This window comes from Micromonospora sp. NBC_01655 (genome assembly GCF_026339755.1).
In the GTDB taxonomy this organism is placed as follows: Bacteria; Actinomycetota; Actinomycetes; order Mycobacteriales; family Micromonosporaceae; genus Micromonospora.
In genome coordinates, this window is record NZ_JAPEQF010000001.1 from 6,547,433 (window position 1) to 6,570,864 (window position 23,432).

Genomic DNA, 23,432 nt, shown 5'->3' on the forward strand with positions numbered 1-23,432 from the left:
TCCACCCTCCTCCGGGGCCCCGCACCACCCTGTGACATGGTCCCTGGCGCCATCTTGCCCTACCTCGCAGCGCCATTGTCCACGCCGGGTTCCGGTGCCGGGGCGTGCCCGGCCCACACCCCGCCCCCGCGTCCGGTGTGGGCCGGGCCCCACGCGGGCCCGGCGACCGACGGCACGGCACGCCGGCCCGGCCCGGCGCGGCCGGGCCCGGCGCGGCGGGGCGGGGCGGGTCAGCCCGCGCGGTGCGCCTGGATGGCGCGGCGCTTCGCGAGCCGGTGGGCGCGGCGGATCTCCGCCTCCCGGTAGCGGCGCTCGTCCTCCGGGGTCTGCGGCAGCACCGGGCGGACCGGGCGGGGCGTGCCGCCCACGTCCACCCCCACGAAGACCAGGTACGCGGTGGCGACCCGGACCGGCTCGTCCTCGGCCGAGTCCCAGCGCTCGGCGACCACCCGGACGCCCACCTCCATCGACGTCTGCCCGGTCCAGTTGACCTGGGCGTGTGCGTGCACCAGGTCGCCCACCCGGACCGCCTCGGAGAAGACGATCTCATCGATCGCGGCCGTCACCGCCGTGCCGCCGCTGTGCCGGGCCGCCGCCGCGCCCGCCACGTCGTCGACGAACTTCATCAACACCCCTCCGTGCACGGTCCCGTACAGATTGACATCGACCGCCGTCATGATCCGGCTGAGCGTGACACGGGAGTACGAGGTGGGCTTGCCCTGCGGCGCGGCGGAGGGATGATCTGTCATGCGGGAGACGGTACGGTGCGCGGATGCGACATCTGTGGAGCTTCCTCGCCGGGTTGGTGGTGGCACCCGTCACCTGGGTGCTGGTCGCCCTCGGACAGGACGGGTCGAGCCGCACGACCACCCGGTGGGTGGAGATCGGCACGTTCAACACGGCCAACCTGATCGAGCCGGCCGTCTACCTGGCCGCCGCCGGCATCCTGCTCGGCCTGCTGGGCGCCCTGCGCGTCTCGCCGCTCGGCCCGCTCGTGGCCGGGCTGCTGCTCGCCGCCCCGTACGTGGGGATGTTCGTCGCGCCCTTCCAGGTGCGCGACCGCATCCCGGACGGCTGGAAGGTCTTCGGCGACCCCCTGCCGCTGCACGTTCCGGTGGAGAACGGCACGCTCTTCCTGATCGGCCTGCTGCTGGTCGTGGCCACCTTCAGCGGGCAGCGCTGGCGGCGGTGGCCCCGACCGGTGGTCGAGGCGACGCCGGTGCCCGCCGAGGGGCCGGACCGCAACGACTTCACGCTGACCGACTGGCCGCCGGCCGGCGCGGCCGACCGGGACTCGGCCCCGCCGAGCCTCGGCTACCCGGACCCGACGCCGGCCGAGCCGCTGCCGCGCCGCACCGGCGGGAAGTCACCGTGGTCGGCGCCGCCGCACGGCACCAACCGGCCGGAGGAGGACACGACCGAGATCCGGTGACGGTCCGGCCGTACGCGCCACGCGACGGCTGACGACGGGATCCGTGACGATGCGGGCGGGCCGGACGACCGGCCCGCCCGCCCGCAGTAGAGGGGACGAGGGGCGGTGGCCCCCGGGGCGAGGACGGCGCCCGGGGCTGGTCGGGGGCCGCCGAACCCGCCCGGCAGGGCACTGACCTGCGAGCACGGGGTCGCGGCGACGGGGGCGGAACGAAGCGAACACAGCACCGTTAAAACGCCGCTCAAAATGAGCTTCAGAGCGAGTCGCATATTGACAGTCGGCGGTTGACAGGCGGCAATCCCGTTTTTAGACTTCGCCCTCATGCGGAAGGCAATTCCGGTTCTTTCTGCTCCCCGGTCCTGCGATAAACGACCGGGCGTACCGCGTCAGTTCAGATGGAATGTCGTCGCGACGGGAATCGGTGCCTGACATGAGCGTGACCGAATATCTGGAGTTCATCGGCGATCCGGCCAACGACGACGTGCAGGGCTGGCTGTACCCGACGGACGCCCAACTCCTCTGTGTGATCAACGACGTCCAGGTGGGTCGGGGTTACGACGGCGACATTCTCGAGATAGGCGTCTACAAAGGAAAGAGCGCGATTCTGCTGGGATTCTTCCCACGCCCCGGAGAGACGCTGATCGCCTGCGACCTGTTTGATTCCGACGCCTCGGTCAGCGAGGAGAACCACCGCGAGAACGCCGCTTTCTATCCGGGCCTACAGCGGGGGGACTTCGAAAAGAACTACCTGCGTTTCCATGATCGGCTGCCGACCGTGCACGCCCGGCCCTCGGCCGACCTGGGCGATGTCGTGCCGGCCGGGTCCTGCCGCCTCGTGCACATCGACGGGGCGCACACGTACGAGGCGACGCGCGCCGACATCGAGACCGCGAGACGACTCCTCGGCCCCGGCGGCGTCGTGGTGGTGGATGACTGGTCGAGCGCACACATCCCGGGTGTCGCCATGGCGCTCTGGGAGCAGTACCTGACCGGCGATCTGATCCCCCTGGCCTTCAGCAAGGGCAAGTTCTACGCCACCTGGGATCCTTCGGGCCTGACGGGCGAGGAGGTCACGGCTGCGGTCGCCGACCGCGCCGATCTCGACGTCAAGGGCTCCGTCCTGCTCGGCCGACACCCGGTCAGCAACATCACGATGACCGCGGGTGCCTGGCAGAAGTACTCCGCCAGCCTGCGGGCGGTGTACTCGAAGGTCTACTCCGGCGGCGGTGCCGGCGCGCCGCAGATGGTGGGTTTCTGACGTGCGCGTCGCATTCACGAGTCACCCGAACCCCAGTCACCTGGTGGGCGTCCTGTCGGCGGCGCGCGTCGCCCGGCTCGCCGGTCACGAGGTCGCCGTGGTGTCGGGCCCCAGCGTGGCCGACCACGTCGAGCAGGCGGGTTTCACTGCCCTGCCCGTGGCCAGCCTGATGTCCATGGAAGAGATGGTGGCCGCCCGAGCGGCCGCGGGCGGTGCGGTCGCGCCGACGGCACGCCCGGGGCCCCCGCCCGCCGGCGGGCCACCGGGGCGACGGGCACATCCCTTCATCACCCCCAGGACGAGCCGACAGGCGGCGGACATCGTGGACGCCCTCAGGGCGTGGGGACCCGACTGCGTACTGCGCGACTCCACCGAACTCGGCGGATACGTGGCGGCCGAAGTTGTCGACGTTCCCTGCGGAACCGTCGACATCGCCCCGTTGTCACCGTGCGCCCAGCCCGGAGCGCTGGAGGAACTCAACCGGCTGCGGGCCGAGTTCGACCTGCCGGCGGTGCACGATCCCTGGCATTCTGTACGCCCCTTCCGGATAGGTCTGGTCCCCGAGATCTTCTATCCTGAGGAACTGCGGTGGAGCGGCGCGCACCACTATCGCCCGTCCTCTCTGGACGTGCGCGCGGACCGGGAACTCGCCGTCGACCTCTCCGAGCACCCGGGCGACCGCCCCCTCGTGCTGGCGAGTCTGGGGATGAACGCCCCACGCTTCGACCCCCGGGCCGCCACCGTGTTGAACGCGGTCATCGAAGCCCTGGGCGAACTGCCGGTGACGGGTGTGGTGGCGATCGGGTCGGACTACGACCCGGACCAGTGGGAAGGAGCGCGGGCCGCCAACGTCCACCTGCGGTCGTTCGTACCGCAACGGGCCCTGCTGCGCTTCTGCGACCTGTTCATCACCCATGCCGGGTTCAACGGGGTACGGGAGGCGTTCAGCGAGGGCGTGCCCATGATCGCCCTGCCCCTGTTCGGGGATCACCCGGCCAGCGCCGCCCGCCTGGCGAGCCTGGGGGTCGCGGTCGAGCTGGACGTCGCCTCGGTCTCCGCGGCGGCGGTGCGGACGGCCGTCTCCACCGTCCTGGGCGACCCCGGCTACCGCGGTCGCGCCCAGGACATGCGATGCCGCATGGACGCCCTGCCGCCCCTGGAGCGGATGGCGGACGACCTGCTGGCCTTCGTCACCAGCTCTGGCCGCCCAGCCAGAGTCGGACCGAGCATCGTCAGCCGTCGAGTGCGGGAGGGACTTTCATGAAGGTCGGCGTAACCGGAGGAAGCGGCTTCATCGGCACCTACGTGTGCGAGGAGCTGGCACAGCGAGGGCACGAGCCGGTCACCTTCGACCGTCAGCGGCGGGCACAGGCACCGCCGTGGGAGGTGATGCTCGGTGACGTCCGCGACGCGACCGCGATGGTCGAGCTCGCCGCGCACTGCGACGCCATCATCCATCTGGCGGCTGTCCTCGGCACCCAGGAGACGATCCACAATCCGAGGCCGGCGGCGGAGACCAACACGTTCGGCGGGCTGAACTTCCTCGAGGCGGTCGCGCAGTACAACCTGCCTGGCGTCTATATCTGCGTGGGCAACCACACGATGAACAACTGCTACTCGATCACCAAGACCACGGTCGAGCGGTTCGTGCGGATGTACAACGCCGAGCGCGGTACGCGGGTCAACTGCGTGCGGGTGGTCAACGCCTACGGTCCGCGCCAGCTCGCCGCGGCGCCGTTCGGGCCGAGCAAGGTCCGCAAGATCACGCCGGCTACGGTGTGCCGGGCGTTGTCGGGCATGCCGGTGGAGCTGTACGGCGGCGGATACCAGATCTCGGACATGGTCTGGGTCGGGGACGTGGCACGGAGCCTGGTCTCGGCCCTGGAAGCCGCCGCGGCCGGCCGGATCGTCGACGTGCTCGAGGTGGGCCCCACGGAGTCGACCAACATCCGGCACGCGGCGGAGACGGTCATCGACCTCGTGGCCGAACGGGGCTTCAGCAGGGTGCCCATCGTCGACCTGCCCATGCGTCCCGGCGAGGACCCGGCGACGCCGGTCCGGGCCGACGCGGGAACCCTGCGCTCCATAGGCATCGAGCCCGCCTCCCTGCGTGGGCTGGCCGACGGCCTCGCCGAGACCGTCGACTGGTTCATCAAGACCGAGGGCGAGCACTGGACCGCGCCGAACGGCCTGCGTCGAGGCGTCTGACAAACCGATCCGGGCCACCAGGAAGGGCACAACGACCGTGACAGGACTGAGAGCACCAGACGGGCAGGACGGCAGCGCTGGGCAGCTGTACCTGGACCTGCTCAAGCGTTGCGTGACCAACACGATCTACCAGGACCCGCCGATCTCGCCACCGTGGGTGCCGCAGGCCGAGTTCGACCCCGAGGCCCGGGTCGCCGGTCTTGACTGCCCCAGCCAGGCCCACACCATGGTCGGGTTCGCGCGGCTGGACAACCTCCGGGAGCTGACCGAGACGGTGCTCCGCGATGAGGTCCCCGGCGACTTCCTGGAGGCCGGGGTGGGTCGCGGTGGCGCGATGATCTTCCTGCGAGGCGTGCTCAAGGCGTATGGGGTCACCGACCGCTCGGTGTGGCTGGCTGACTCGTTCCAGGGATTTCCGCAACCCCCCGCCGAGGCGCGGTACCAGATGAGTGACGTCTATCCGGAGTTGGCCGGCGAGCAGCGCGAGGAGCAGCGGCAGGCGGCGGAGGAGATGAAGGCGCGGTTCCTCAAGGGCGGCTCCGAGGAGGAGGTACGGGAGAACTTCCGCCGCTACGGACTCCTCGACGAGCAGGTGCGGCTACTGCCCGGCTGGCTCGCCGAGACCCTGCCCACCGCCCCGGTGCGACGGCTGGCGATCCTGCGGGTCGACAACGACCTCTACGCGTCCACGTACGCGACCCTGGAGCACCTGTACCCCAGGGTCTCGCCCGGCGGTTACGTCATCGTGGACGACTACCACTTCCTTGAGGAGTGCCGGCTGGCCGTGCACGACTACCTGAAGGCCGCCGGTGAGCAGACCCCGGACCTGGTCACCATCGACCGGTGCGGGGTGTACTGGCGCAAGGGCTCCTGACCCCGTCGCCGTACCGCGGCACCCAGGCCACCTGGTCTCCCTGGACCGACCGGGGCCACCGACCGTGGCCCCGGTCACCAGCTCACCAGCTCACCAGGTCACCAGAAGCTCGGCGGGCAGCCGGTTGAACCGGTTACTGACGATGGGGACGTCCGCCGCGGCCGGGATCAGCCTCAGGCCCGGGAACCGGGCCATCAGCCGGGCGAGAGCCTCCTGCAACTCGACGCGGGCCAGCGGTGCCCCAAGACAGAAGTGCGCCCCCACGCCGAACGCGAGGTGGTGGCTCGCCGCGCCCCGGGACAGGTCGAACCGCTCCGGGTCGGGCAGACGCAGCTCGTCCCGGCCGGCCGCGTCGGACGATACGAACACCGCCGCGCCGGCGGGGACCACGACGTCATCGAGCGCCACATCGCACGTGGTGTAGAGGAGACCGGCGAATCCGGTGCTGGCCTGGGCGTACCGGAGAATCTCCTCGACGGCGGCGTCGACGGCGACGCCACCCGAGCGCAGCCGGTCGAGCTCAGTGGGGTGCTGGAACAGGGCCAGCAGCCCGTTGCCGAGCTGCGTCGCCACGGTCTCGTAGCCGGCGATGGTCAGCAGCATCACCGTCGAGACGAGTTCCTCGTCGGACAGGTCACCGGACTGCCCGATCAGCTGCGACAGCGGGTCCTCGCCCAGCTGTCCACGCCTGCGGCGGACCAGCTCGACCGCTGCCCCGTGCAGACCGGCCATCGCCGCGCCGAAGGCGGCCATGGACGCTCCACCGCCCCGCATCGCCAGAGCCCACGCCTCGAACGCCGGGCGAAGCTCGTCCGGCACGTCGAAGAGCGCGAGGAGCACCCGCAGCGGCAGCCGGAAGGCGAACCGGTCCATCAGGTCGACCGGACGGGGCGCCGCCTCGCATCCGTCGAGCAGCTCCTCGACGAGCTCGCCGACCCGGATCCGCATGGCCTCGGCCTGCCGGACGTTGAGCACCTGGTTGGTGCGGCTACGCCAGCGGGCGTGGTCCGCCGGGTCGGCGATGAACAGTCCGAAGTCGAACGCCGGAGCCGGCGCGGAGGGGGGTGCCCCGTCGCTGCTCCCGCCCGGCGGACGACCGCCTGATGCGGCGACCGCGCGAGCCCGCACCGGACGCCGACTGAATCGCTCGTCGCTCAGCACCATCCGGACGTGCCGATAGCTGGTGACCAGGTACGCGGGTGCGCCGCTGGCGAGCTGGACCCGGGCGACCGGTTCAGTACGGCGCAGGCGCGCCATCTCCGGAGGAAGCCGGAAGGGGCACTCCGGGGGAAACGGGTATGCCGGTGCCGCAGCGACCGCGCGCGCCGGGGCGGCGGTGGATCCGGCCGACGCTGCGTCCGGGCCGTCAACCGGGCTTACGCTCTCGGCGGCGACCTCGTGAACGGGATGGTTCGGCGATGTCATGCGCGGTCCCTGTCTGCGTGGTGAACGACGGTGGGTCATGTCGCCGACCATCGGCTCGGCGCCTGGCGGTATTCGACGACGAAGAGGCTGCGGAGTCCTGCGTGAAGAATTCGCGGTCCGGCTCGGAAAATATCCCGGACGACCAGAGGCAGACAAGTGAAGTTGACGGAGATGGATCACCATGATAAGCGGTTCCGAAGTGCGCCGGCATGATGTTCCACCTGCGGAATCGTCAACGACCTCGCTGACGCACGAGCCCAGGGTGCGGCGGCAGGTCGATACGGACAATGCCGTTCTTTAGCCATCCTTGGCCGGCTCTTGAGCGACCACACTCGCCCCTATCCGGCATTGTCCGGGCCGTCGTCCCGGCAACGACCATCCGTCCGGCGCGCCGCGTCCCGAAACCATTTCGGACTCCATCGTCTCCCGATAGACTCGTCGGCAGGTTATCGGCCTTATGGGAGGACGCCGTGCAGGACAACAGCCTCTACTGCTCCATAATCTTGTGGGACCTGTCCCACTCCGAGCAGACGGTGGCCTCGCTGCGGGCCTACCTGCGCGACTACGCCGTCGACGCCTATTCGCGGGTGCCCGGGCTGCGGCAGAAGGTCTGGATCTCGTCGACCGGACCGGACGGCGAGACCTGGGGGGCGGTCTACCTGTGGGACAACAAGGAAGCCGCCTACGGCGCTCCGCCGGTGGCCTCCCGGGTGGGTGAGCTGATCGGCTATCTCCCCACCAGCCGACAGTATTTCGGGGTGGAGGCCGCTGCCGAGGGGCTCAGCGACGTCGGCAAGCTCGTGGCCGGCGTGGGGATGGCCTACGAGGCGCCCGAGGCGGAGCCCTTCGTCCGCCCGGTGGAGCACAACCCGGGCGCCGCTTCGATCATCCCTGTCCACCCCCGGCGCGGCTGAGACGCCGAGCCCACGTCACGCGCTCGCCCGGCGTCGCGCCGCTGTTCGGTCGCCTCAGGAGAGGTTGTCGAGGATCGACAGGGCATCGGTGCCGCTCAACGATTCGCAGGCTCGACCGATGACGTGGCAGAGGAAGTACCGCTCGGCCAGCGTCAGACCGGCGGTGTGCAGCCCGAGGTAGAGCAGGCTGGTGCAGAGGCGTACGGCGAGGAACGCCGGATCACCCTGGATGTACGCCTGCAGCGTCGTCGACGCGCCCGCCTTGCGATGGAACCGGCTGTGCGCCAGGTCGTTGCCATGCCGGGTCGGGTCCGGCGGCGCCGAGACCGTCAACTCCGCTGCGCGGAACGCGGAGATGAACTCCGCCTTCGCCGCACAGGCTGTCGTGTACCAGAGCCCGGCGGGGCCGTCTCGCAGCGAGCCGGTCTCGGCCGCCTCGAAGACTGCGGCGACCGTCCGGTCGATACCGGCCCGAGCGCCGTGGTATCGGCCGTCCATCGCCGCGCGGGTGGCCGCTGGGTCCCGGCAGGTCGCGAAGAACGCCTCGGCGTGGGACCGGAAGCTCAAGAAGCCCAGCGGCACGCCGTTGAGGGCGAGATTCTCGGCGCCCGGTGCGCCCGACGGACCCTGCGCCTTGAGCTGCGCCGCCATCACGGGCAGGGCGGCCTCCAGCATCGACCGGCGCTGGCCCCGGCCCTCCTGCGCCAGGTGCACCAGCGCCGGGCCGACCCGGTGCAGGAAGGTGCGGGTGAGCGCGGGCAGGGCGGTGCCACCGAAGACCGGCCCGGCGAGCGGGACCAGTCGGGCGGGCCGCACCACGGCGGTGTCGACGGACGCCACCGGGGAGTCGATCGGGCCGGTGGGCCCGCCCGGGAGCCGGGAATCGACCGTGACGGCCCCGGCGACCGCCGGCGTGTACGACGCCGGCAGCACCATCCGGTAGGCGTCCGCCAGCTCGGAACCGCTCACCGCCAGCGCCTGCACGTAGATCGCCGGCGACCCCTGTGCGGTGACGTCGCGGACCAGCAGCGCGCTACCGATCCGGGAACCGGTGCTCGCGCACATGTCCAGCAACGGCCCCGCCACGTCGGCGACGAAGGCGCACCACCGATCGGCGGGTAGGACGATCTCCAGCTCCCACCAGTGGCGAGTGGTATCAGTCATTCAAGCTCCGGCTGGGACATCGCCATCTCGAACGCCAGCTCGATGAGGGTCACCCCGACGTTGCGCACCGGCAGTCGGATTCCCCGCTCGTCGGAGACGAGCCCCCGCCCCCGCAGAAACTCGAACAGCGGCGCGATGGCCGGACGGGTGAGCACCTCGTCGAGCTCGGTGCCGGTGGCGATGCGCCACTCGTCGCGCAGGACTCCGTCGAACATCGCGAGACCGGCCTGGAGGAACGAGACCAGCACCCGGTCCTGGCTGGCGGGTCCGGAGATGTCGAAGCTGGTCGGCGCCTGGACGTAGCTGTGCAGCAGACCCTTACGGTGGGACTGGAACTGCTGGTTCACCAGCGAGATCGCCCCGGACCCGAATCCGACGGTGTCGGCGCGCAGCTGGAAGTACATCGCGGCGAACGGCGAGACCTTGCCGAAGTAGCCGGAGGCGTACTCGTTCATTCCGGCCGCGTTGATCAGTCGGCGTGCTTCGGTGAACAGGTGCTTCTGGTCGCGCACGTAGCCGCGCTTCTCGTCGGGATCCATCTTGCGGCGCATGAAGGTGCCGGGCGTGGGCCGGAACGAGTAGAGCGACAGGTGGTTGATCGGCAGCTCCAGCGCCCTGTCCACCGTGTGCCGTAGCTCGTCCATGCTCTGGTCCGGGAAGCCGGACATGATGTCGATCGACACGTCCTCAAACCCCACGGCGCGGGCCGCGTGGGTGAGCCGGCTGGCCTGGGCGGCGCTGTGCCGACGACCGAGCCGCTTGAGCCGCTCGTCGTCGAAGGACTGGACGCCGCTGGAGACCCGGTTGAAGCCGAGGCTACGGAAGAAGGCGAGCTTCTCCTCGTCCACGGTGTCCGGGCTGCACTCGATGGTGGCCTCGGCGACCGTACTCAAATCGAACGAGTTCCGCAGCGCGGTCATGACCTGCGTGGCCTCGTCGTTGTCGAGGCTGCTCGCCGTGCCGCCGCCCCAGTAGACGACGTACGGCAGGGTGTCGACACCGGCCAGCTCGGCGCCACGGTGTTCGATCTCCTGGCACAACGCCCGGATGTAGTTCATTCGGACCGAATCGCCGGGCTTGCGCAGCAGGTCCTTGTTGGGGATCGCCTGGACCCAGTCACAGAAAGTGCAGCGGGAGTGACAGAACGGCACATGCACGTACAGCATGAGTACGCGTTGTTCCGCGCTGCTGCTCGGCAGGTGGAGCTCGGTGTCGGCGATGGGTGCGGTAGTCATGAGCCGTCCTTTCGGGCGCCGCCCGCGTGGCTGCACATCCGGAACGCGCCCCGCGGCGGCGGGGGCCCTTGGCCGCGGGGCACGTTCCGGCGTGGTGGGCTATCTCGATGTCGGGCTATCGGCGGTCGCCGAGCGGACCCGCGGGATCGAGCGCCAGCGTCGTCAGGAGGAGCAGCTGCAGCTGCACTCGCACGTGGTGCACGACGCCGACATGACCTTCGCGACGACGTCGCTGTCCTCGAGCCGGCTCTCGTCCAGGAACTCCGAGATCTCCAGGTCGTCGATGTCGAGCGTCAGCAGCTCGTTCTCCATTTCGCCACCCTCTTTCCAATTCGGTTACCTCGTGGCCCCCGACACCGAAGAAACTATGGAGCAGTCAGCGGTGTTGTCAAGGCTATCCGAGCAGTCTTCCACGCATTAAACGCTCGCTACAAAACCCCTACAGGCGAGCTATTCTCCGAACATACAGACGAAACTGCCGCACTGTAGGGACGCCACGGACAAGGTGCATTCCTCCAGCTCGGCGGGGGCGACCACAGATGCGCCGACGGCTTCTAGCACCGCAATTTTCGGCTGTCAAGGACTCCTATCTACATCGATTGAAGTGCGCTAACGTCGCCGCAGGCACGACGGGGGTGCGACCGTGATCGCACTCCTGACAGCAAGTGTTAACGGCGATTCAATCGCCCAACTGCTGGAAGGGAATGCCGTGGGGGAAGAGGCCGTCACCAATTCGACAGATTTCGTCAAGCCGGACTTCGCAATGGTTCAGAAGGAGGCCGAAACGGTCGATACGAGGGCGGTCCTGACACTGCCCGTCGGCCAGGAGCCGACTGCCAGTCGACCCGCAGTCGCGCTCGCGCTGTGGCAGGACAGGACCATCTCGACGGCGGAGCTGATCGCCGCGGCCGAGGCGCGCTGCGCGGTCCGGCAGCCACGCCTGCACACGTTCGTGCCGCTCTACACCACCAACCACTGCGACTCCGAGTGCAAGATGTGCTCGATGCGCAAGGGCAACAGCCGCATGGAACGCAAGTTCTCCGGCCGGAACGAGCTCCTTGAGCAGCTCAACATCCTCTTCACCCACGAGGGCATCCGGGGCGTCGGCTTCCTGACGGGCGAGTACCAGGACAAGTACACGAGGTTGAGCACGGCTTTCCGCATCGGCTGGGCCATGCGTGCCGCCCTGGACATGGGCTTCGAACGGATCTACTTCAACATCGGCAGCATGGAGCCGGACGAGATCGACGTCCTCGCCGAGTGGATCCGGCCCACCGAGCCGGTGACCATGTGCGTGTTCCAGGAGTCCTACGACCGGGAGACCTACCGGCGCTTCATGGGTAAGACGCCGCTGGAGGTGCCCAAGGCCGACTTCGACCGCCGCGTCGTCTCGTTCGACCGGTGGCTCGATGCCGGATTCCGGTATGTCAACCCGGGCGTCCTCGTGGGCCTGCACGACGACGTCTCCGCGGAACTCGTCGACCTGGTCGCCCACGGCGCTCACCTGCGCGACCGCGGGGCGATCGTGGATCTGTCGCTGCCGCGGATGCGCCCGGCCAACGCCTCCCGTGACACCACCCGCATTAACGACGACGACTACCTGCGGATGATGGCGGCGGTCGCGTTCACCTGCCCCGAGCAGCGGCTCGTACTCACCACCCGGGAACCGCAGGAGTTCCAGGACCGGGCGGTCGGCCTCGCCGGCGTGTTCAGCCCCGGCAGCCCCGACGTGGCCCCCTACCGGCCGGACACGCAGGCGCAGAACGACGCGAACACCTCCCAGTTCCTCGTTGCCGACCTGCGCCGGCCCCGTCACATCCTGAGCCGGCTGGAAGCCAGCGGACTACAGGTCGACCACTTCGTCGACCCCGCCGGCGTGGCGACCGTCGCGATGGGTTGAGCGGGCAGAACGACCAGCAGCCCGTGTACCTGCTGCACGGGCTGCTGGGTACCGCGTACGGACACTTCAGCGGCCAGATCCGCGCCTGGAGCGGCCGGTACCAGGTCGTCCCCATCGACCTGCCCGGGCACGGCCGCTGCCGCCTCGACGCCGGGCCCGACTACCTCGACACCGCGCTGCACTACGTGCTCGCGCTCGTTGAACGTTTCGGGCCCGGACGGCTCGTCGCCGCCTCCTACCTGGGTGGTCCGCTCGCCACCCGCACCGCCGCCGCCCGGCCCGACCTGGTGCGATCGCTGGTCCTCACCGGCTTCGCGCCGGGAATGGACCGCGACGTCTTCCTCACCCTGCTGGCCGGCTTCGGCACGCTCGTCGACGCGGACGCCGCCCTGATGGCGGAGTACGACCGGCTGCACGGCGCGCGATGGCGCGCCACCCTGGCCGCCTTCACCCAGCACGTCGAGCGTGCGTTCGAGACGACGGCACTGGTACGACCGCAGGACCTGGCCGCGCTCGACGTCGACACGCTGCTGATCAACGGCACGCTCAAGTCGGTCGAGCGGGTCGCCGCAACCGACGCGCGCCGGTACGGCCCCCGCGTGCGGGGGTGCGTCCTCGACGGCGCGGGACACATCGCCAGCCACGACGCGCCGGAACAGTTCAACGAGGCCGTCGAGGCCTTCTGGCGAAAGGAGACAGCACGGTGAGCAGTGACCTGCGGGCGCAGCTTTGCCACCTGGTCCAGGAGGAAGACCCGCACCGCCCGCTCGACTCGCTGGAGGCGGTGGTCGTGCGGGCGTACCTCACCAACCAGGGCTACGGCGCGCCCGCTGAGGACGGGCCCCGGACGATCGAAGGGTGGGTGGCATGGGTCGGCCAGCATTCCAGCGCTTTCTGACCACGCCGGCGACCACTACCGGAGTTCGCTGGGGCGGGCAGTACGCCACCTGGGCCGAGCTGTCCGCCTCCCGCTGTGACCAGGTACGCCCCGGCGGCGCGTACGTGGTCGACCCGGCCTCCGGGCTGGCCTCCCTCGCCGCGCTGTTCGCGGTGGCCAGCGTGCCGGACACCACGTTGCTGTGGGCCACCGTCGACGCCGTCGCCGGTGGCCGCCGCGAACTCATGCCGGGTCTGCACGAGATCGACGCGCCCCTCGTCAGCACCACCGACCGGCCCCTGTGGGGGGTGGCCACCTCCGGCAGCACCGGCCTGGCGAAGCTCGCCATCGGCCACGCGGACGCCTGGGAACTGGTCGCCCTGCACTACGAACGGGCGATGCTGCAACCGACGTTCTCCGGGCGCACCCCAGCGACACTCGCCACCTGCCTGCCGCTGCAGTTCTCGGCCGCGTTCTTCATGACCGTGCTGCCCAGCCTGTTCCTCCAACGGGATCTGGTGGTCTTCCCGCCACACGACTGGTCGGCGGTGGCGCAGGCGCGCGGAGACACGTTCGTACTCAGCGTCCCGGCAGTCGCCGCCGCCGCCTGCGTCGGCACCCCGACGCCGCTGGAGATGGGCCACGTCGCCCTGTTCCTCGGCGGTGGGCACGTCACCAAGACCCGGGTCGACCTGATCCGGGACCGGTTCCGAGGCGCGTCACTCGCCAACCTGTACGGCACCGCCGAGACCGGGGCCATCGCCGTGGACCCCGACCCGGGCCACAACCAGCACGTCGGAACGCCGATCCCGGGCAAGGCCGTGTGGATCCAGAACCCGGACGCCCGGGGTGTCGGTCGGGTCGCGGTCTCCGGGGTGGACTGCTGTCGCCACCTGTGGTCACCCGGCGAGCCGCCCCGCCCGACGGGTGACCAGATCGCCAGCACCGACTACGGGCGATTCGACGCGGCCGGGAACCTGTGCCTGGAGGGCCGGGTGGACGGCGGCGAGAAGCTGCGCGGCGTCCTCGTCTACCCCCGGGCGATCGAACGGCACCTGCTGCTCCTGCCCGGCGTGGCGGACGCGCGGGTCCTCGTCGAGCGCACCGACTCCGGGTTGGAGCGCCTCGTCGCCCGGATCGTCGGCGAGGTCGACCCGGCCGCCGTCCGCGAGCACTGCCAGGACCTGGCGGAGAACGAACGGCCTGGGGTCGTCGACGTCGTCTCCGAGCGGGCTGCCGGTGCTGTCTACAACGCCAACGGAAAGCTGCGATGACCATGCCCGACACCAGACGGTTCACGGTCCGGCCGGACGCGTTCTACGTCCGGCGTGCCGACGGCGTACGGCTCAGCAACAACGCCGGGTCGTTCACGATCCGGGGCGCCGGCGCGTACCAACTGGTCGCCGCCGTCTTCGGCAACCTGGACGGCGAGCGCACCCTCGACGACCTGGTGTCGGGGCTACCCGAGATGGCCCGGCGCTCGGTACTGGAGCTCGTCGCCACGCTGGCCCGCAACGGCTTCGTCGCCGAGGCACGGCACCCGGCTGAGCCGGTGCCGGACTGGCTGCGACAGCTCTACCCGGCCCAGCTCGACTTCCTCGATCTGCACGCCGACCGGCCCGTCACGCGGTTCCACCGGGCCCGGTCGGCGCCCCTGCTGGTCGCCGGCGGTGGTGTCGCGCTGGCCGCGCTGCTCGGCGCGCTGACCGACTTCGGACTGGCCCGCCTCCACGTCCTGACCACGAAGGCGGCCGACGAGCAGGTGACCGAGGTACTCGCCGCAGCCGTCCGGCGGGACAGCCAGCTGCGCTACGAGGTCCACCACGTCGACGAGATCCACCCGACGGATCTGGTCGACCGGGCGGGCCAACTGGACGCCCCGATGGTGCTGATCGCCGACGAGACACTCGGCGACGACCCGGACGCGGTGGCCCGCGTGGGCGCGGCCCAGCGCCGGCTCCGCGACTCCGGTCGCGGGCTGGGGGTCCTCGGTCGATGCGCTGACTTCACCGTGGCCCTGCCGGGCGGGCCCGACAGCTGCTGGGGTTGCCTCCACCGATGGCTGGCGGCCCGCGCCGTCGCGGTCACCGGCCAGCCGCTGCCGCTGGCGGCGGCTCCCGCCGCGATCGCGGCTCTGCACCTGGCCCAGCACGCCTTCACCACCCTGGCCGGTGTGCCGCGCGCCGGCTTCGGGCGCATCGCCACCGTGGAACCGATCGCTCCGATCGTGCGCACCCACAAGCCACGCCGCCACCCGAGCTGCCCCCTGCACGAGTCGAGCCCGCCGCCGACTCCGCGCGGATCCTCACCGGCGACGCCGAGCCACGAGGACGACCTGGTCCGTCCGGACATCCCCGCGCCCGAGGACAGCGCGGCCCTGGTCGCTGTCGCGGACCGCATCGTCACCGTGACCTCGGGCTGGACCGACCACCTCGTCGGGCCGATCCACCACCTGGCCGAGGGCAACGCCGACCAGCTTCCGCTGGCGATGAGCATCTGCCGGGTCGCCGAGCCCGACAGCACCGCCGCGGCCCAGCTGACCACCAGAGTCGCCTGCCGCGCGGTGTCGCCGCGGGAGGCCCGCAACCAGGTGGTCCTGGCGACGCTGGAGCACCTGGCCCGGCGGCTGGCCGTCGCTGCCGGGGTGCTCCCACCCGACTGGTTCGTCGGCGCCGGCTGGTCCCGCACGGAGGCCGGCTACCGGGCCCGCCTGGCAGCCTCCGCCGCCGTAGCAGTCGACGCCCCGGCGCCCGCCGGTTCGGGGACCGGTTCCGCCACGGACGCGGTGACGAGCCCGATCGGCGCGTTCCTCGTCGACGAGCTCGCCGCCGGCGGCCGGGAGTGGCGGCTCGACAGTGCGCAGACGATGCCCACCGGGTTCGTCCGCGTCCTGCTGAACACCTGCGGTGGTACCGTCGCCGGCTTCGGCGTGGACACCGCGCACGCCCGCGACAACGCCCTGCTCCGCGCCGTCGCGGACGGTCTGGCCGACGAGCCCGGGACAACCGCCGACCGGTACGTGCTCGCGCACCTGGCGCCGCCGGTTCGGACCTGGTCCGACGCCCTCGCCCGGCTCGGTGGGCAGACCCGACGGGACCCCGACCGGGACCTCGGTCACCTGCTCGGCTTCCTCGACGGCGAGGCGTACGTGGTCGCCACGCCGGGGGAGCTTCCGTGACGGCGGCGCTCACGTCGACGGTGGACGTGGTCGGGGTGGGCTTCCTGGCGAGGCAGCTCGCCGCGCGGCTGGTACGGCCCGCCGGGAGCAACCCCGGAGGTGTCAGCGTCCTGGTCGCCGAGCTCACCGAGGTGGACGCCTACCACGACACCATGGTGGAGTGCGTCGGGCTCGGACGCTCGCTGCTCTTCGTCGGCACGTGGCGGGGCCTGGTGTACATCGGCCCAGTGTGGGCGCCCGGCCGGGCGGGGTGCTTCCGCTGCCTGGTCACCCGGGTCGCGAACACGCCGTTCGGTCCCGACTTCAACGGCGATGCGGCATCGGACTCCTCGCCCCGCAACGTCGACGTGTGGACCCTCCGTCCGGCCGCGCTGGCCATGGTGGAGCGGTACACGCAGGCGTCCCTCGCCGAGGCCCTGGTGCCACCCGGCTCGGTCCTGGTGGTGGACGCGGAAGCCGGTACGGCTGAGCCGCAGGTCCTGCTGCCGGACTCCACCTGCGTCGGCTGCGGCCGGCCGGGGGCCGATACCGTGCCGACGTTCACCGCCGTGGACGTCGCCCTGCAGAAGCTGGCCCCGGCGACGCTGCGCACCGCACAGTTGGACGGCAGGACCGTCACCACCGACTATCTGTTCCCCGGGTTGGGCCTGTTCAAGGAGCTCAAGCAGGACCTACAGAACCCCTACGGCGCCTGCTCGGTGGAGCTCTCCACCCGGTGGGGCCGGCGGGAGCCGGCCATCGGTCGGGCGCGCAGCTACGCCGACAGCCGCACGATCGCGGTCCTGGAGGGCCTGGAGCGCTACGCCGGCATGCACCGGGGCGGTCGGCGAGCGCCGGTCCGGGCCGCCTACGCCGACATCGCCGACCGGGCCCTGTACCCGCCCCGGCTGGGTACGCACCCGACCAGTTCGTACGCCATGGACGGCTTCCGTTACCGGGCCTTCGACCCCGAGACCGTCGTCGACTGGGTGTGGGGATACTCGTTCCGCGACGGCGAGCGGGTGCTGATCCCCGAACGGGCCGCGTTCTGGGGCCCCCGGCACGACGACGAGGTGTCGTTCTGCTACGACACCTCGAACGGATGTGCCCTCGGCAACTCGGTGGAAGAGGCGATCCTGCACGGCCTGCGCGAGGTGGCCGAGCGGGACTCGTTCCTGCTCACCTGGTACCGACGCCTGGCCCTGCCGGAGGTGGAGCTGCCCGCCGACGGCGAGCTCGGCACCCTGCTACGGAAGGCACGCCTGTTCACCGGATTCGACTTCCGGTGTTTCCAGTCCACCATGGAGTACCACCTGCCGACGTTCTGGCTCGTCGCGGAGGGCGGGCCCGGGCGGGAGCGGACGGTCGACGCTCCGGCGGTCTTCGCCGGGTCCGGTGCGCACCCCGACCCGGGGCAGGCGGTCCTCGGCGGACTGCACGAGCTGATCGGCAGCATCCTGGCCACCCGGCACAGCTATCCGCGCCGCCGAGCCGACGGGCTGCGGATGCTCGACGATCCGACCCTCATCCGGCGAATGGAGGATCACTCACTGGTCGGCGCCCTGCCGGAGGCCCGCGACCGCTACGCCTTCCTCCTCGACGGGCGGCGTCCGACCGTCCCGCTGGCCGAGATCCCGGGGACGGTCGTCGAGCACGACCTGGACATCCGCGCCGATCTGCGCCGGGCGGTCGGCGATCTGCTCGCCGCCGGCCTCGACGTACTGGTCGTCGACCAGAGCATGCCGGAGCTGACCCGCAACGGGCTCCACTGCGTCCGGGTCATCGTGCCCGGCCTGGTGCCGATGACGTTCGGGCACGTCAACCGGCGTACCGAGGGGCTGCCGCGGCTCACGGACGGAACCGGGGTCCCGTACGACAGCCAGCTACTCCCCGGTGAGGAGGTGGGCAGTGTCCCGCACCCCTTCCCCTGATCGGATCGCCGAGCACCTGCGACTGCTCCGCGAGGATCCGCAGTCGGCGAACCCGCCCGGCTGGCGGGCGGACTTCAGCGACGGCCCCTGGCCGGTGAAGGTGCACCAGGGCGGTGAGCGGGCACCGGCGACCGGTGCGCTGGCCCGGGTGCTGCGGGGCACGGTGGCGGTGACCGCGGTCCGCGGGCCGACCAAGACGCTGCGGCGGGCCGTTCCCTCGGGGGGCGCGATGCATCCCACCGAGGCGTACGTCGTGCTCACCGGGAGCGATCGGCTCTGCCACGTCGACCCGTACCGATTGGAACTGCTGGCGCTGCCCGGCGACAGCCCGACCCGGCGCCTCCGGGAGGGCCTGTGCCTGGCCGCGGACGCGCCGCTTCCGGCCGTCGTGCTCCTGCTGACCAGCCGGTTCTGGAAGAACTTCTACAAGTACGGCGACTTCTCCTACCGGCTGGGGGCGGTCGATGCCGGGGTCGTGCTCGGGCGGCTGCTGCGCCTGGCCGGGAGCGAGTTCGGCGCCGCGTGGGTGCGGACCGACTTCGCCGACGACGCGTTGAACGACTGCCTGGGCGTGAACGGCCGCGACGAGAGCGTGTACGCCGTCGTCGGCTGCGGCCCCACCGTGGCGACCGGCGGTACGGACGTGATCGGCCGACCCGCCCCGCCGCCCCGCGTGGTGGAGCGGTCACGCCGGATCAAGCGCTCACCGGTCTTCGACATGGTGCACGCGTCCGCCCGCTCGGCCCCTGCTCGGGCGGTGGCCGCCGGGGCGCCCCCCGCCGCACCGGTCGCGGCGTCCGGTGCCGTCCGAGCGGGAACGGTGGAGTTGCCCCCGTCCCTCGCGGTCGATCTCACCGACGAGGACGTGATCGTCCGCCGGCGGTCCGGGGGGCGACAGTTCACGGGCCGGCCGGCCAGCCCGGCGCAGCTGGCCACCGTGCTCGGGCAGGCGGCCACAGCGATCACCACCCTGCGCCGCCGCGGTGGCCCGACGCTGCCGGAGATCACCTTCTGCACGGCCGTGCACCGGGTGCCGGGCGTCCCGGCGGGCTGGTACTCCTACCACAACGGCCGGCTCGTCCCGGTCGGTCGCGGCCCGGACCCCGACCTCGGCCCGTACCTGCAGGGCGCGCTCTTCGGCAGTTCGGTCAACGCCGAGCTCGCCGCCTTCACCGTGCACACCGTCGGCTCGCCCCGGCAGGCGGGTCGGTCGGCCCGCCACTACCGCACGCAGCAACTGGCCGTGGGCGTGGCGATGGAGGCGGTGGTCCTGGCGGCGACGGCGGTCGGGCTGGGCAACCACCCGTTCCTCGGTTTCGACGCGCCGGCCATCGACGCCGCGTACGGCCTGGACGGCCAGGGCTCCGGCGCGCAGGCGCAGATCTGTGTCGGTGTCGTGCGCACCGGCTCCGAGTGGGAGGTGACGGTGAGGTCCCGATGACCGGAGAATTCAGTCCGTACGCGCTCTTCCGACGCGGCACGGTCGGCTTGGCCGTCCTGGACGACCTGGTCCCCCGGCAGTTCTGGGCGTTGCTGGACGAGGTCGACGGCGCGGCGCGGCGACGGCGGCCTCTGGCGGAGAAGCTGGGTGACGCGCTGCACGCCCTGGTGCCGCAGGCGTCGCCCGAGGACCGTCGCGACCTGTTGGCGCTCCGCCGCGCCGTGCACAACGACCGGGTGGCCCGCTCGCCGTACCGGCGGGACCTGCTGCCCGAGCCGGTGCGGCACCTGCTGGACGAGTGGTGCCGGGAACGCGACGCGGCCGACGCCCTGGCCGCGCGGGTCCAGGAGGTGCTGTCCGCGGAGCTGACCGCCGGGCGTCGGGCGCTGGCGGCCGTGGCCCAGGGTGAGGAGTTCCAGCGCGGGGTGCAGCTCTCCGGCGAGGACGTCTACCGCGAGGTGATGGCGTACGCGGCGGACCCGTTCGACCAGGGCCGCAAACCGAGCCGGGCCCGGCGGGCCGAGAGCACGATCACGAGCTTCGCGTACCGGGTGGCGCTCAAACCCTCCCCGTTCGGGGCCTTCACCGAGATCGGTGCCGGGCCGTGGGAGTGGCGGGGGGCGCCGGGAACCCGTCGCACCCAGGTCCGGCTCAGCGTCGGCCTGCTCATGTGGATGGTGCACCAACTCCACCGCATCGACGGCGCCGACGACCTGCTGCGGATCCGACTGAACAACTCGCTCGCGGTGCGGGACGGTCGCGCGGTCTTCGTCCGCCGCCCCATCGAAGGCGCCGACGACGGGTTCGATCCGGACCGGGTCGTCGTCGCCCGCCACACCGACCTGGTCCGCATCCTGATGACCGCGCTCGGCGAGGGCGACCTGACGGTACGACAGCTCTGCGAGCGGCTCGTGGCGGCGGGGGTGGCGCCCACCGCGGTCAGGGAGACCATCGACAAGTTGGTCAAGGTCGGCCTGTGCCACCGGGGTATCGGCCTACCGGACCAGACCACCGACCTGGCCGGGCGGACCGCGGCGCTGCTGCGGAAGGTCGACACCCCGGCGGCGGCGAGCTGCGCGGAGATCTTCGAACAGCTCAGCGTCATCGAACGCTCCTACGGGTTCGCCAGCGCCCGGCGGCGCACCGGTCTGCTCGCCGAGTTGCGGAAGCTGGTACACCGGTTCGCCGAGGTGTGCGGCGGGCCGCCCCCGGCGCGGGAGGCGATGCGCGCGGCCATGTACGAGGACGTCGGCACCAACGCCCGGCCGAACTCGTGGCGGCCGGAGCTGCTGACCGCGAACCGCGAGTCCTTCGACCTGTTGCAGCGGCTGGTACCGGTACTCGACGACGCCACCATCGAGAAGCTGGGGCTGTACCGCTTCTTCACCCGACGCTTCGGCGCGACCGCCGAGGTGCCGCTCGTGGAGTTGTACCGGCAGTTCGCCGAGCTGCCGCCGGCGGAGGCGAGCGCGGTGATGTGCGGCGTGGACGATCCGGCCAGCGAGGGCGTCCGGGCGATGCGTGGCGAGTTCTTCGACCTGCTACGGGCGCGTCTGGGCGCCGCCGGGGGGGCGGAGCAGCTCACGCTGGACCCCGGCGACCTACGTGCCGTCACCGACCGGCTCCCGGCGTCGGTGCAGCCGTGGCGGTCGGCGGCGTACCGGGTGCAGTTCGACCAGGCGGGCAGCCGAGCGGTGATCAACGGCATGACCACCGGGCGCGGGGTGTTCTTCTCCCGGTTCTGCGATCTGCTGGAGCCGGAGGACGGTGACGGCTGGGACCTCGCCACGGCGCTGCGTCGGCACGTCGCGCGCACCGGTCCTCGGCAGACCGACCTCACGCTGGTGCTGGGGCTGAATTTCAACCTGCATCCCCGGCTGAGCCCGCTGGAGCTGGTGTACCCGGGCTCGGTGCCCGCGCCCGGCGGCCGGGCGGCGATGACGCTCGCCGATCTCACGGTGCGGGCCGATCCGGATCGGCACCGGCTCGTGCTGGTCTCCGGCCGCGACGGCGAGCCCATCGACCTGGTGCCGCTGAACTTCCTCTATCCTGCGGCGGCGCCGATGTTGTACCGGTTCCTGTGCGTGTTCGCGCCCACCCGCACCTACCGGGGTGGCCTGTGGGACCAGCTGGACCGCGCCGACGGCCCGCAGACCGGCCCCCGTCCCCGCCTGGTCCTCGGCGACCTGGTGCTGGATCGGCGGTCCTGGCGCTTCCGCGTCGACCAGCTCCCCGCGCTGGCCGAGCTGGAGCGCTACGAGGTCAGCGGGTTGACCGCCTTCGACAGCTGGCGCCGCTCCGTCGGCCTACCACGGGAGCTGTTCTTCCGGATGATGGCGCCGCCGGTGGTGCCCACCGGCAAGCGGGACCTGCTGGCCGAGACCCGCCAGTGGGCGCTGGAGGCGCGCAGCGCCCGGCTGCACAAACCGCACTATCTGGACGTACGCAACCCCTTCCTGTGTCACGTCTTCGCCAAGCAGGCGCGGGCGATGACGGGTGGGTCGGTGCTGTTCCACGAGTGCCTGCCGATACCCGAGCGCCAGAACGAGCCCGCTGCGGCCGAGGAGTTCTTCGTGGAGTTCAACCGGGCGGTGACCGATGTCGGATGACGTCTGGCGCAGTCTGCACGTGCACCGTTTCGGCCATCAGGACGCGTTCCTCGTCGATGGGCTGGCACCCGTGCTGGCCCGGCTACGGGCCGAGGGCGCGGTGCGCCGATCGTTCTTCCTGCGCTACTGGGAGGGCGGACACCACATCCGGGTGCGGGTCCGCACCGACCCGGCCGCTGCGGACGTCGTCGTAGCGCAGCTGGCCGAGGCGACGACGCGGTACCTGCGCGAGAACCCGGACGACGTCGAGTTCGACCAGGACGAGTTCATGCGGGAAGCGCAGCCCACGATGGCCGCTCTGGAGGCCGTGCCACCCGGGCGGATGTACCCACCGGACACCGTCCGGGCGGCGACCTACGCCCCCGAGTACGACAAGTACGGCGGCCCGGGCGGGGTGGCCATCGCCGAGGAGTTCTTCGACCGCAGCTCCAGGCTCGTGCTGACCGCCCTGGCACGGCTGGCCGCGCAGCCGGCTCGTCGGCTGGGTCTGGGCTTCACGATGATGCTGCGCGGGCTCTGCGCGGCCGGGCTCTCCCCGCCCCAGGTGGCGGTCTTCTTCCGCGACTACTGCCTGCTGTGGTCACCGTGGGTGTTCGACGAGTTCCTGGACACCTGGCCGACGCTGCTGGCGGACTGCGACGGCCCGGTGACCGAGCAGGCCCGACGGACGCTCGCCACGCTTCCCCTGGCCGACGGCTACAGCACCGCGGTACGGGCGGCTGTCGCCGCGGAGCACGCCGATCCGGCGGTGCTGCCCGCGGTGACGTTGGCCGGGGCGGACGCGGACGACGCGCGTCGCCGACGGGTGCTGCTGGTCAGCTATCTGCACACCCACAACAACCGGCTCGGCCTGACCCCCGAGCGGGAGGCGTTCCTGGGTTTCCTCGGCCACCACGTCCTCAGCGGGTGCGCCGGCGTGGCCCCGGACCCCGACCTGATCGACCGCGTCCGCGCCTACCGGACGCACCGTCTCGGCACCCTGACCACGACCGCACCGTAACCGGAGG

20 protein-coding genes are annotated in these 23,432 nt (G+C 71.4%); 15 read left to right on the forward strand and 5 right to left on the reverse strand.

The window, feature by feature from the left end; translation table 11 throughout:
* Positions 1–230: 230 nt before the first annotated feature.
* Positions 231–749, reverse strand: coding sequence for an acyl-CoA thioesterase (locus OOK41_RS28820; protein ID WP_117665692.1), 519 nt, complete (start codon positions 747–749; stop codon positions 231–233).
* Between the two features lie 23 nt (positions 750–772).
* On the opposite strand from OOK41_RS28820, the gene OOK41_RS28825 reads away from it, so the two are divergent.
* From OOK41_RS28825 to OOK41_RS28845, 5 genes are all read left to right on the forward strand, one after another.
* Positions 773–1,432, forward strand: coding sequence for a hypothetical protein (locus tag OOK41_RS28825; RefSeq protein WP_266267386.1), 660 nt, complete (start codon positions 773–775; stop codon positions 1,430–1,432).
* A 430-nt stretch (positions 1,433–1,862) separates the two neighbouring features.
* Positions 1,863–2,690, forward strand: coding sequence for a class I SAM-dependent methyltransferase (locus OOK41_RS28830; protein ID WP_266267387.1), 828 nt, complete (start codon positions 1,863–1,865; stop codon positions 2,688–2,690).
* A 1-nt stretch (position 2,691) separates the two neighbouring features.
* A complete protein-coding gene (locus OOK41_RS28835) occupies positions 2,692–3,954 on the forward strand; it encodes a glycosyltransferase (protein ID WP_266267388.1) in 1,263 nt (420 codons plus the stop codon).
* Positions 3,951–4,898, forward strand: a complete 948-nt coding sequence (locus OOK41_RS28840) for an NAD(P)-dependent oxidoreductase (RefSeq protein ID WP_117665684.1) — start codon at positions 3,951–3,953, stop codon at positions 4,896–4,898. Before OOK41_RS28835 ends, OOK41_RS28840 begins: the two co-directional genes overlap by 4 nt.
* Positions 4,899–4,935: 37 nt before the next feature.
* Entirely contained in the window at positions 4,936–5,772 is an 837-nt protein-coding gene (locus tag OOK41_RS28845) for a TylF/MycF/NovP-related O-methyltransferase (protein WP_266267389.1), read from the forward strand.
* Positions 5,773–5,862: 90 nt separating this feature from the next.
* Here the strand turns inward: OOK41_RS28845 and OOK41_RS28850 are convergent, their stop codons facing one another.
* Complete coding sequence (locus OOK41_RS28850) at positions 5,863–7,029, reverse strand: cytochrome P450 (protein WP_266267390.1); 1,167 nt, start codon at positions 7,027–7,029, stop codon at positions 5,863–5,865.
* Between the two features lie 638 nt (positions 7,030–7,667).
* Here OOK41_RS28850 and OOK41_RS28855 point away from each other — a divergent pair.
* A complete protein-coding gene (locus OOK41_RS28855; RefSeq protein WP_207892613.1) occupies positions 7,668–8,111 on the forward strand; it encodes a hypothetical protein in 444 nt (147 codons plus the stop codon).
* A gap of 54 nt (positions 8,112–8,165) precedes the next feature.
* Here the strand turns inward: OOK41_RS28855 and OOK41_RS28860 are convergent, their stop codons facing one another.
* The 3 genes from OOK41_RS28860 to OOK41_RS28870 all read right to left on the reverse strand — a co-directional run bounded on the left by OOK41_RS28860 (position 8,166) and on the right by OOK41_RS28870 (position 10,822).
* Entirely contained in the window at positions 8,166–9,275 is a 1,110-nt protein-coding gene (locus tag OOK41_RS28860) for a hypothetical protein (RefSeq protein ID WP_266267391.1), read from the reverse strand.
* On the reverse strand, positions 9,272–10,510 hold the full coding sequence (locus OOK41_RS28865) for a coproporphyrinogen-III oxidase family protein (protein WP_266267392.1): 1,239 nt from the start codon (positions 10,508–10,510) through the stop codon (positions 9,272–9,274). The genes OOK41_RS28860 and OOK41_RS28865 overlap by 4 nt, the downstream gene beginning before the upstream one ends.
* A 162-nt stretch (positions 10,511–10,672) precedes the next feature.
* Positions 10,673–10,822: a thiocillin/thiostrepton family thiazolyl peptide gene (locus OOK41_RS28870; protein WP_117665676.1), complete on the reverse strand. Its 150-nt coding sequence runs from the start codon at positions 10,820–10,822 to the stop codon at positions 10,673–10,675.
* 331 nt (positions 10,823–11,153) lie between these two features.
* On the opposite strand from OOK41_RS28870, the gene nocL reads away from it, so the two are divergent.
* Genes nocL through OOK41_RS28915 form a run of 9 tightly spaced genes read left to right on the forward strand, consistent with a single transcriptional unit; the run spans position 11,154 to position 23,425 of the window.
* Positions 11,154–12,410: a 3-methyl-2-indolic acid synthase gene (gene nocL / locus OOK41_RS28875; protein ID WP_266267393.1), complete on the forward strand. Its 1,257-nt coding sequence runs from the start codon at positions 11,154–11,156 to the stop codon at positions 12,408–12,410.
* Positions 12,407–13,117 carry an alpha/beta fold hydrolase gene (locus OOK41_RS28880; RefSeq protein WP_266267394.1) on the forward strand — a complete coding sequence of 237 codons (711 nt, stop codon included), beginning with the start codon at positions 12,407–12,409 and terminating at the stop codon, positions 13,115–13,117. Before nocL ends, OOK41_RS28880 begins: the two co-directional genes overlap by 4 nt.
* Positions 13,114–13,308 (forward strand): hypothetical protein, encoded by a 195-nt coding sequence (locus OOK41_RS28885; RefSeq protein WP_117665670.1) that lies wholly within the window; start codon positions 13,114–13,116, stop codon positions 13,306–13,308. Before OOK41_RS28880 ends, OOK41_RS28885 begins: the two co-directional genes overlap by 4 nt.
* Positions 13,278–14,561, forward strand: a complete 1,284-nt coding sequence (locus OOK41_RS28890) for an AMP-binding protein (RefSeq protein ID WP_266267395.1) — start codon at positions 13,278–13,280, stop codon at positions 14,559–14,561. Before OOK41_RS28885 ends, OOK41_RS28890 begins: the two co-directional genes overlap by 31 nt.
* A 2-nt stretch (positions 14,562–14,563) precedes the next feature.
* Complete coding sequence (locus OOK41_RS28895) at positions 14,564–16,465, forward strand: hypothetical protein (RefSeq protein ID WP_266267396.1); 1,902 nt, start codon at positions 14,564–14,566, stop codon at positions 16,463–16,465.
* The gene (locus tag OOK41_RS28900; protein WP_165878028.1) at positions 16,462–18,375 is read left to right on the forward strand and encodes a TOMM precursor leader peptide-binding protein; all 1,914 of its coding nucleotides are present in this window, start codon (positions 16,462–16,464) and stop codon (positions 18,373–18,375) included. Before OOK41_RS28895 ends, OOK41_RS28900 begins: the two co-directional genes overlap by 4 nt.
* Positions 18,353–19,816, forward strand: a complete 1,464-nt coding sequence (locus tag OOK41_RS28905) for a nitroreductase family protein (RefSeq protein ID WP_266267397.1) — start codon at positions 18,353–18,355, stop codon at positions 19,814–19,816. The genes OOK41_RS28900 and OOK41_RS28905 overlap by 23 nt, the downstream gene beginning before the upstream one ends.
* Complete coding sequence (locus OOK41_RS28910; protein WP_266267398.1) at positions 19,813–22,425, forward strand: lantibiotic dehydratase; 2,613 nt, start codon at positions 19,813–19,815, stop codon at positions 22,423–22,425. Before OOK41_RS28905 ends, OOK41_RS28910 begins: the two co-directional genes overlap by 4 nt.
* Positions 22,415–23,425 carry a lantibiotic dehydratase C-terminal domain-containing protein gene (locus OOK41_RS28915; RefSeq protein WP_266267399.1) on the forward strand — a complete coding sequence of 337 codons (1,011 nt, stop codon included), beginning with the start codon at positions 22,415–22,417 and terminating at the stop codon, positions 23,423–23,425. The genes OOK41_RS28910 and OOK41_RS28915 overlap by 11 nt, the downstream gene beginning before the upstream one ends.
* The last annotated feature ends 7 nt before the right edge of the window (positions 23,426–23,432 follow it).

Bases quoted from the DNA above. Each gene is read 5' to 3' on its own strand.
- OOK41_RS28820 (WP_117665692.1), bottom strand. From the start codon at position 749: ATGACAGATCATCCCTCCGCCGCGCCGCAGGGCAAGCCCACCTCGTAC.
- OOK41_RS28825 (WP_266267386.1), top strand. From the start codon at position 773: ATGCGACATCTGTGGAGCTTCCTCGCCGGGTTGGTGGTGGCACCCGTC.
- OOK41_RS28830 (WP_266267387.1), top strand. From the start codon at position 1,863: ATGAGCGTGACCGAATATCTGGAGTTCATCGGCGATCCGGCCAACGAC.
- OOK41_RS28840 (WP_117665684.1), top strand. From the start codon at position 3,951: ATGAAGGTCGGCGTAACCGGAGGAAGCGGCTTCATCGGCACCTACGTG.
- OOK41_RS28850 (WP_266267390.1), bottom strand. From the start codon at position 7,029: ATGGCGCGCCTGCGCCGTACTGAACCGGTCGCCCGGGTCCAGCTCGCC.
- OOK41_RS28860 (WP_266267391.1), bottom strand. From the start codon at position 9,275: ATGACTGATACCACTCGCCACTGGTGGGAGCTGGAGATCGTCCTACCC.
- OOK41_RS28865 (WP_266267392.1), bottom strand. From the start codon at position 10,510: ATGACTACCGCACCCATCGCCGACACCGAGCTCCACCTGCCGAGCAGC.
- OOK41_RS28870 (WP_117665676.1), bottom strand. From the start codon at position 10,822: ATGGAGAACGAGCTGCTGACGCTCGACATCGACGACCTGGAGATCTCG.
- OOK41_RS28890 (WP_266267395.1), top strand. From the start codon at position 13,278: ATGGGTCGGCCAGCATTCCAGCGCTTTCTGACCACGCCGGCGACCACT.
- OOK41_RS28895 (WP_266267396.1), top strand. From the start codon at position 14,564: ATGCCCGACACCAGACGGTTCACGGTCCGGCCGGACGCGTTCTACGTC.
- OOK41_RS28910 (WP_266267398.1), top strand. From the start codon at position 19,813: ATGACCGGAGAATTCAGTCCGTACGCGCTCTTCCGACGCGGCACGGTC.
- OOK41_RS28915 (WP_266267399.1), top strand. From the start codon at position 22,415: ATGTCGGATGACGTCTGGCGCAGTCTGCACGTGCACCGTTTCGGCCAT.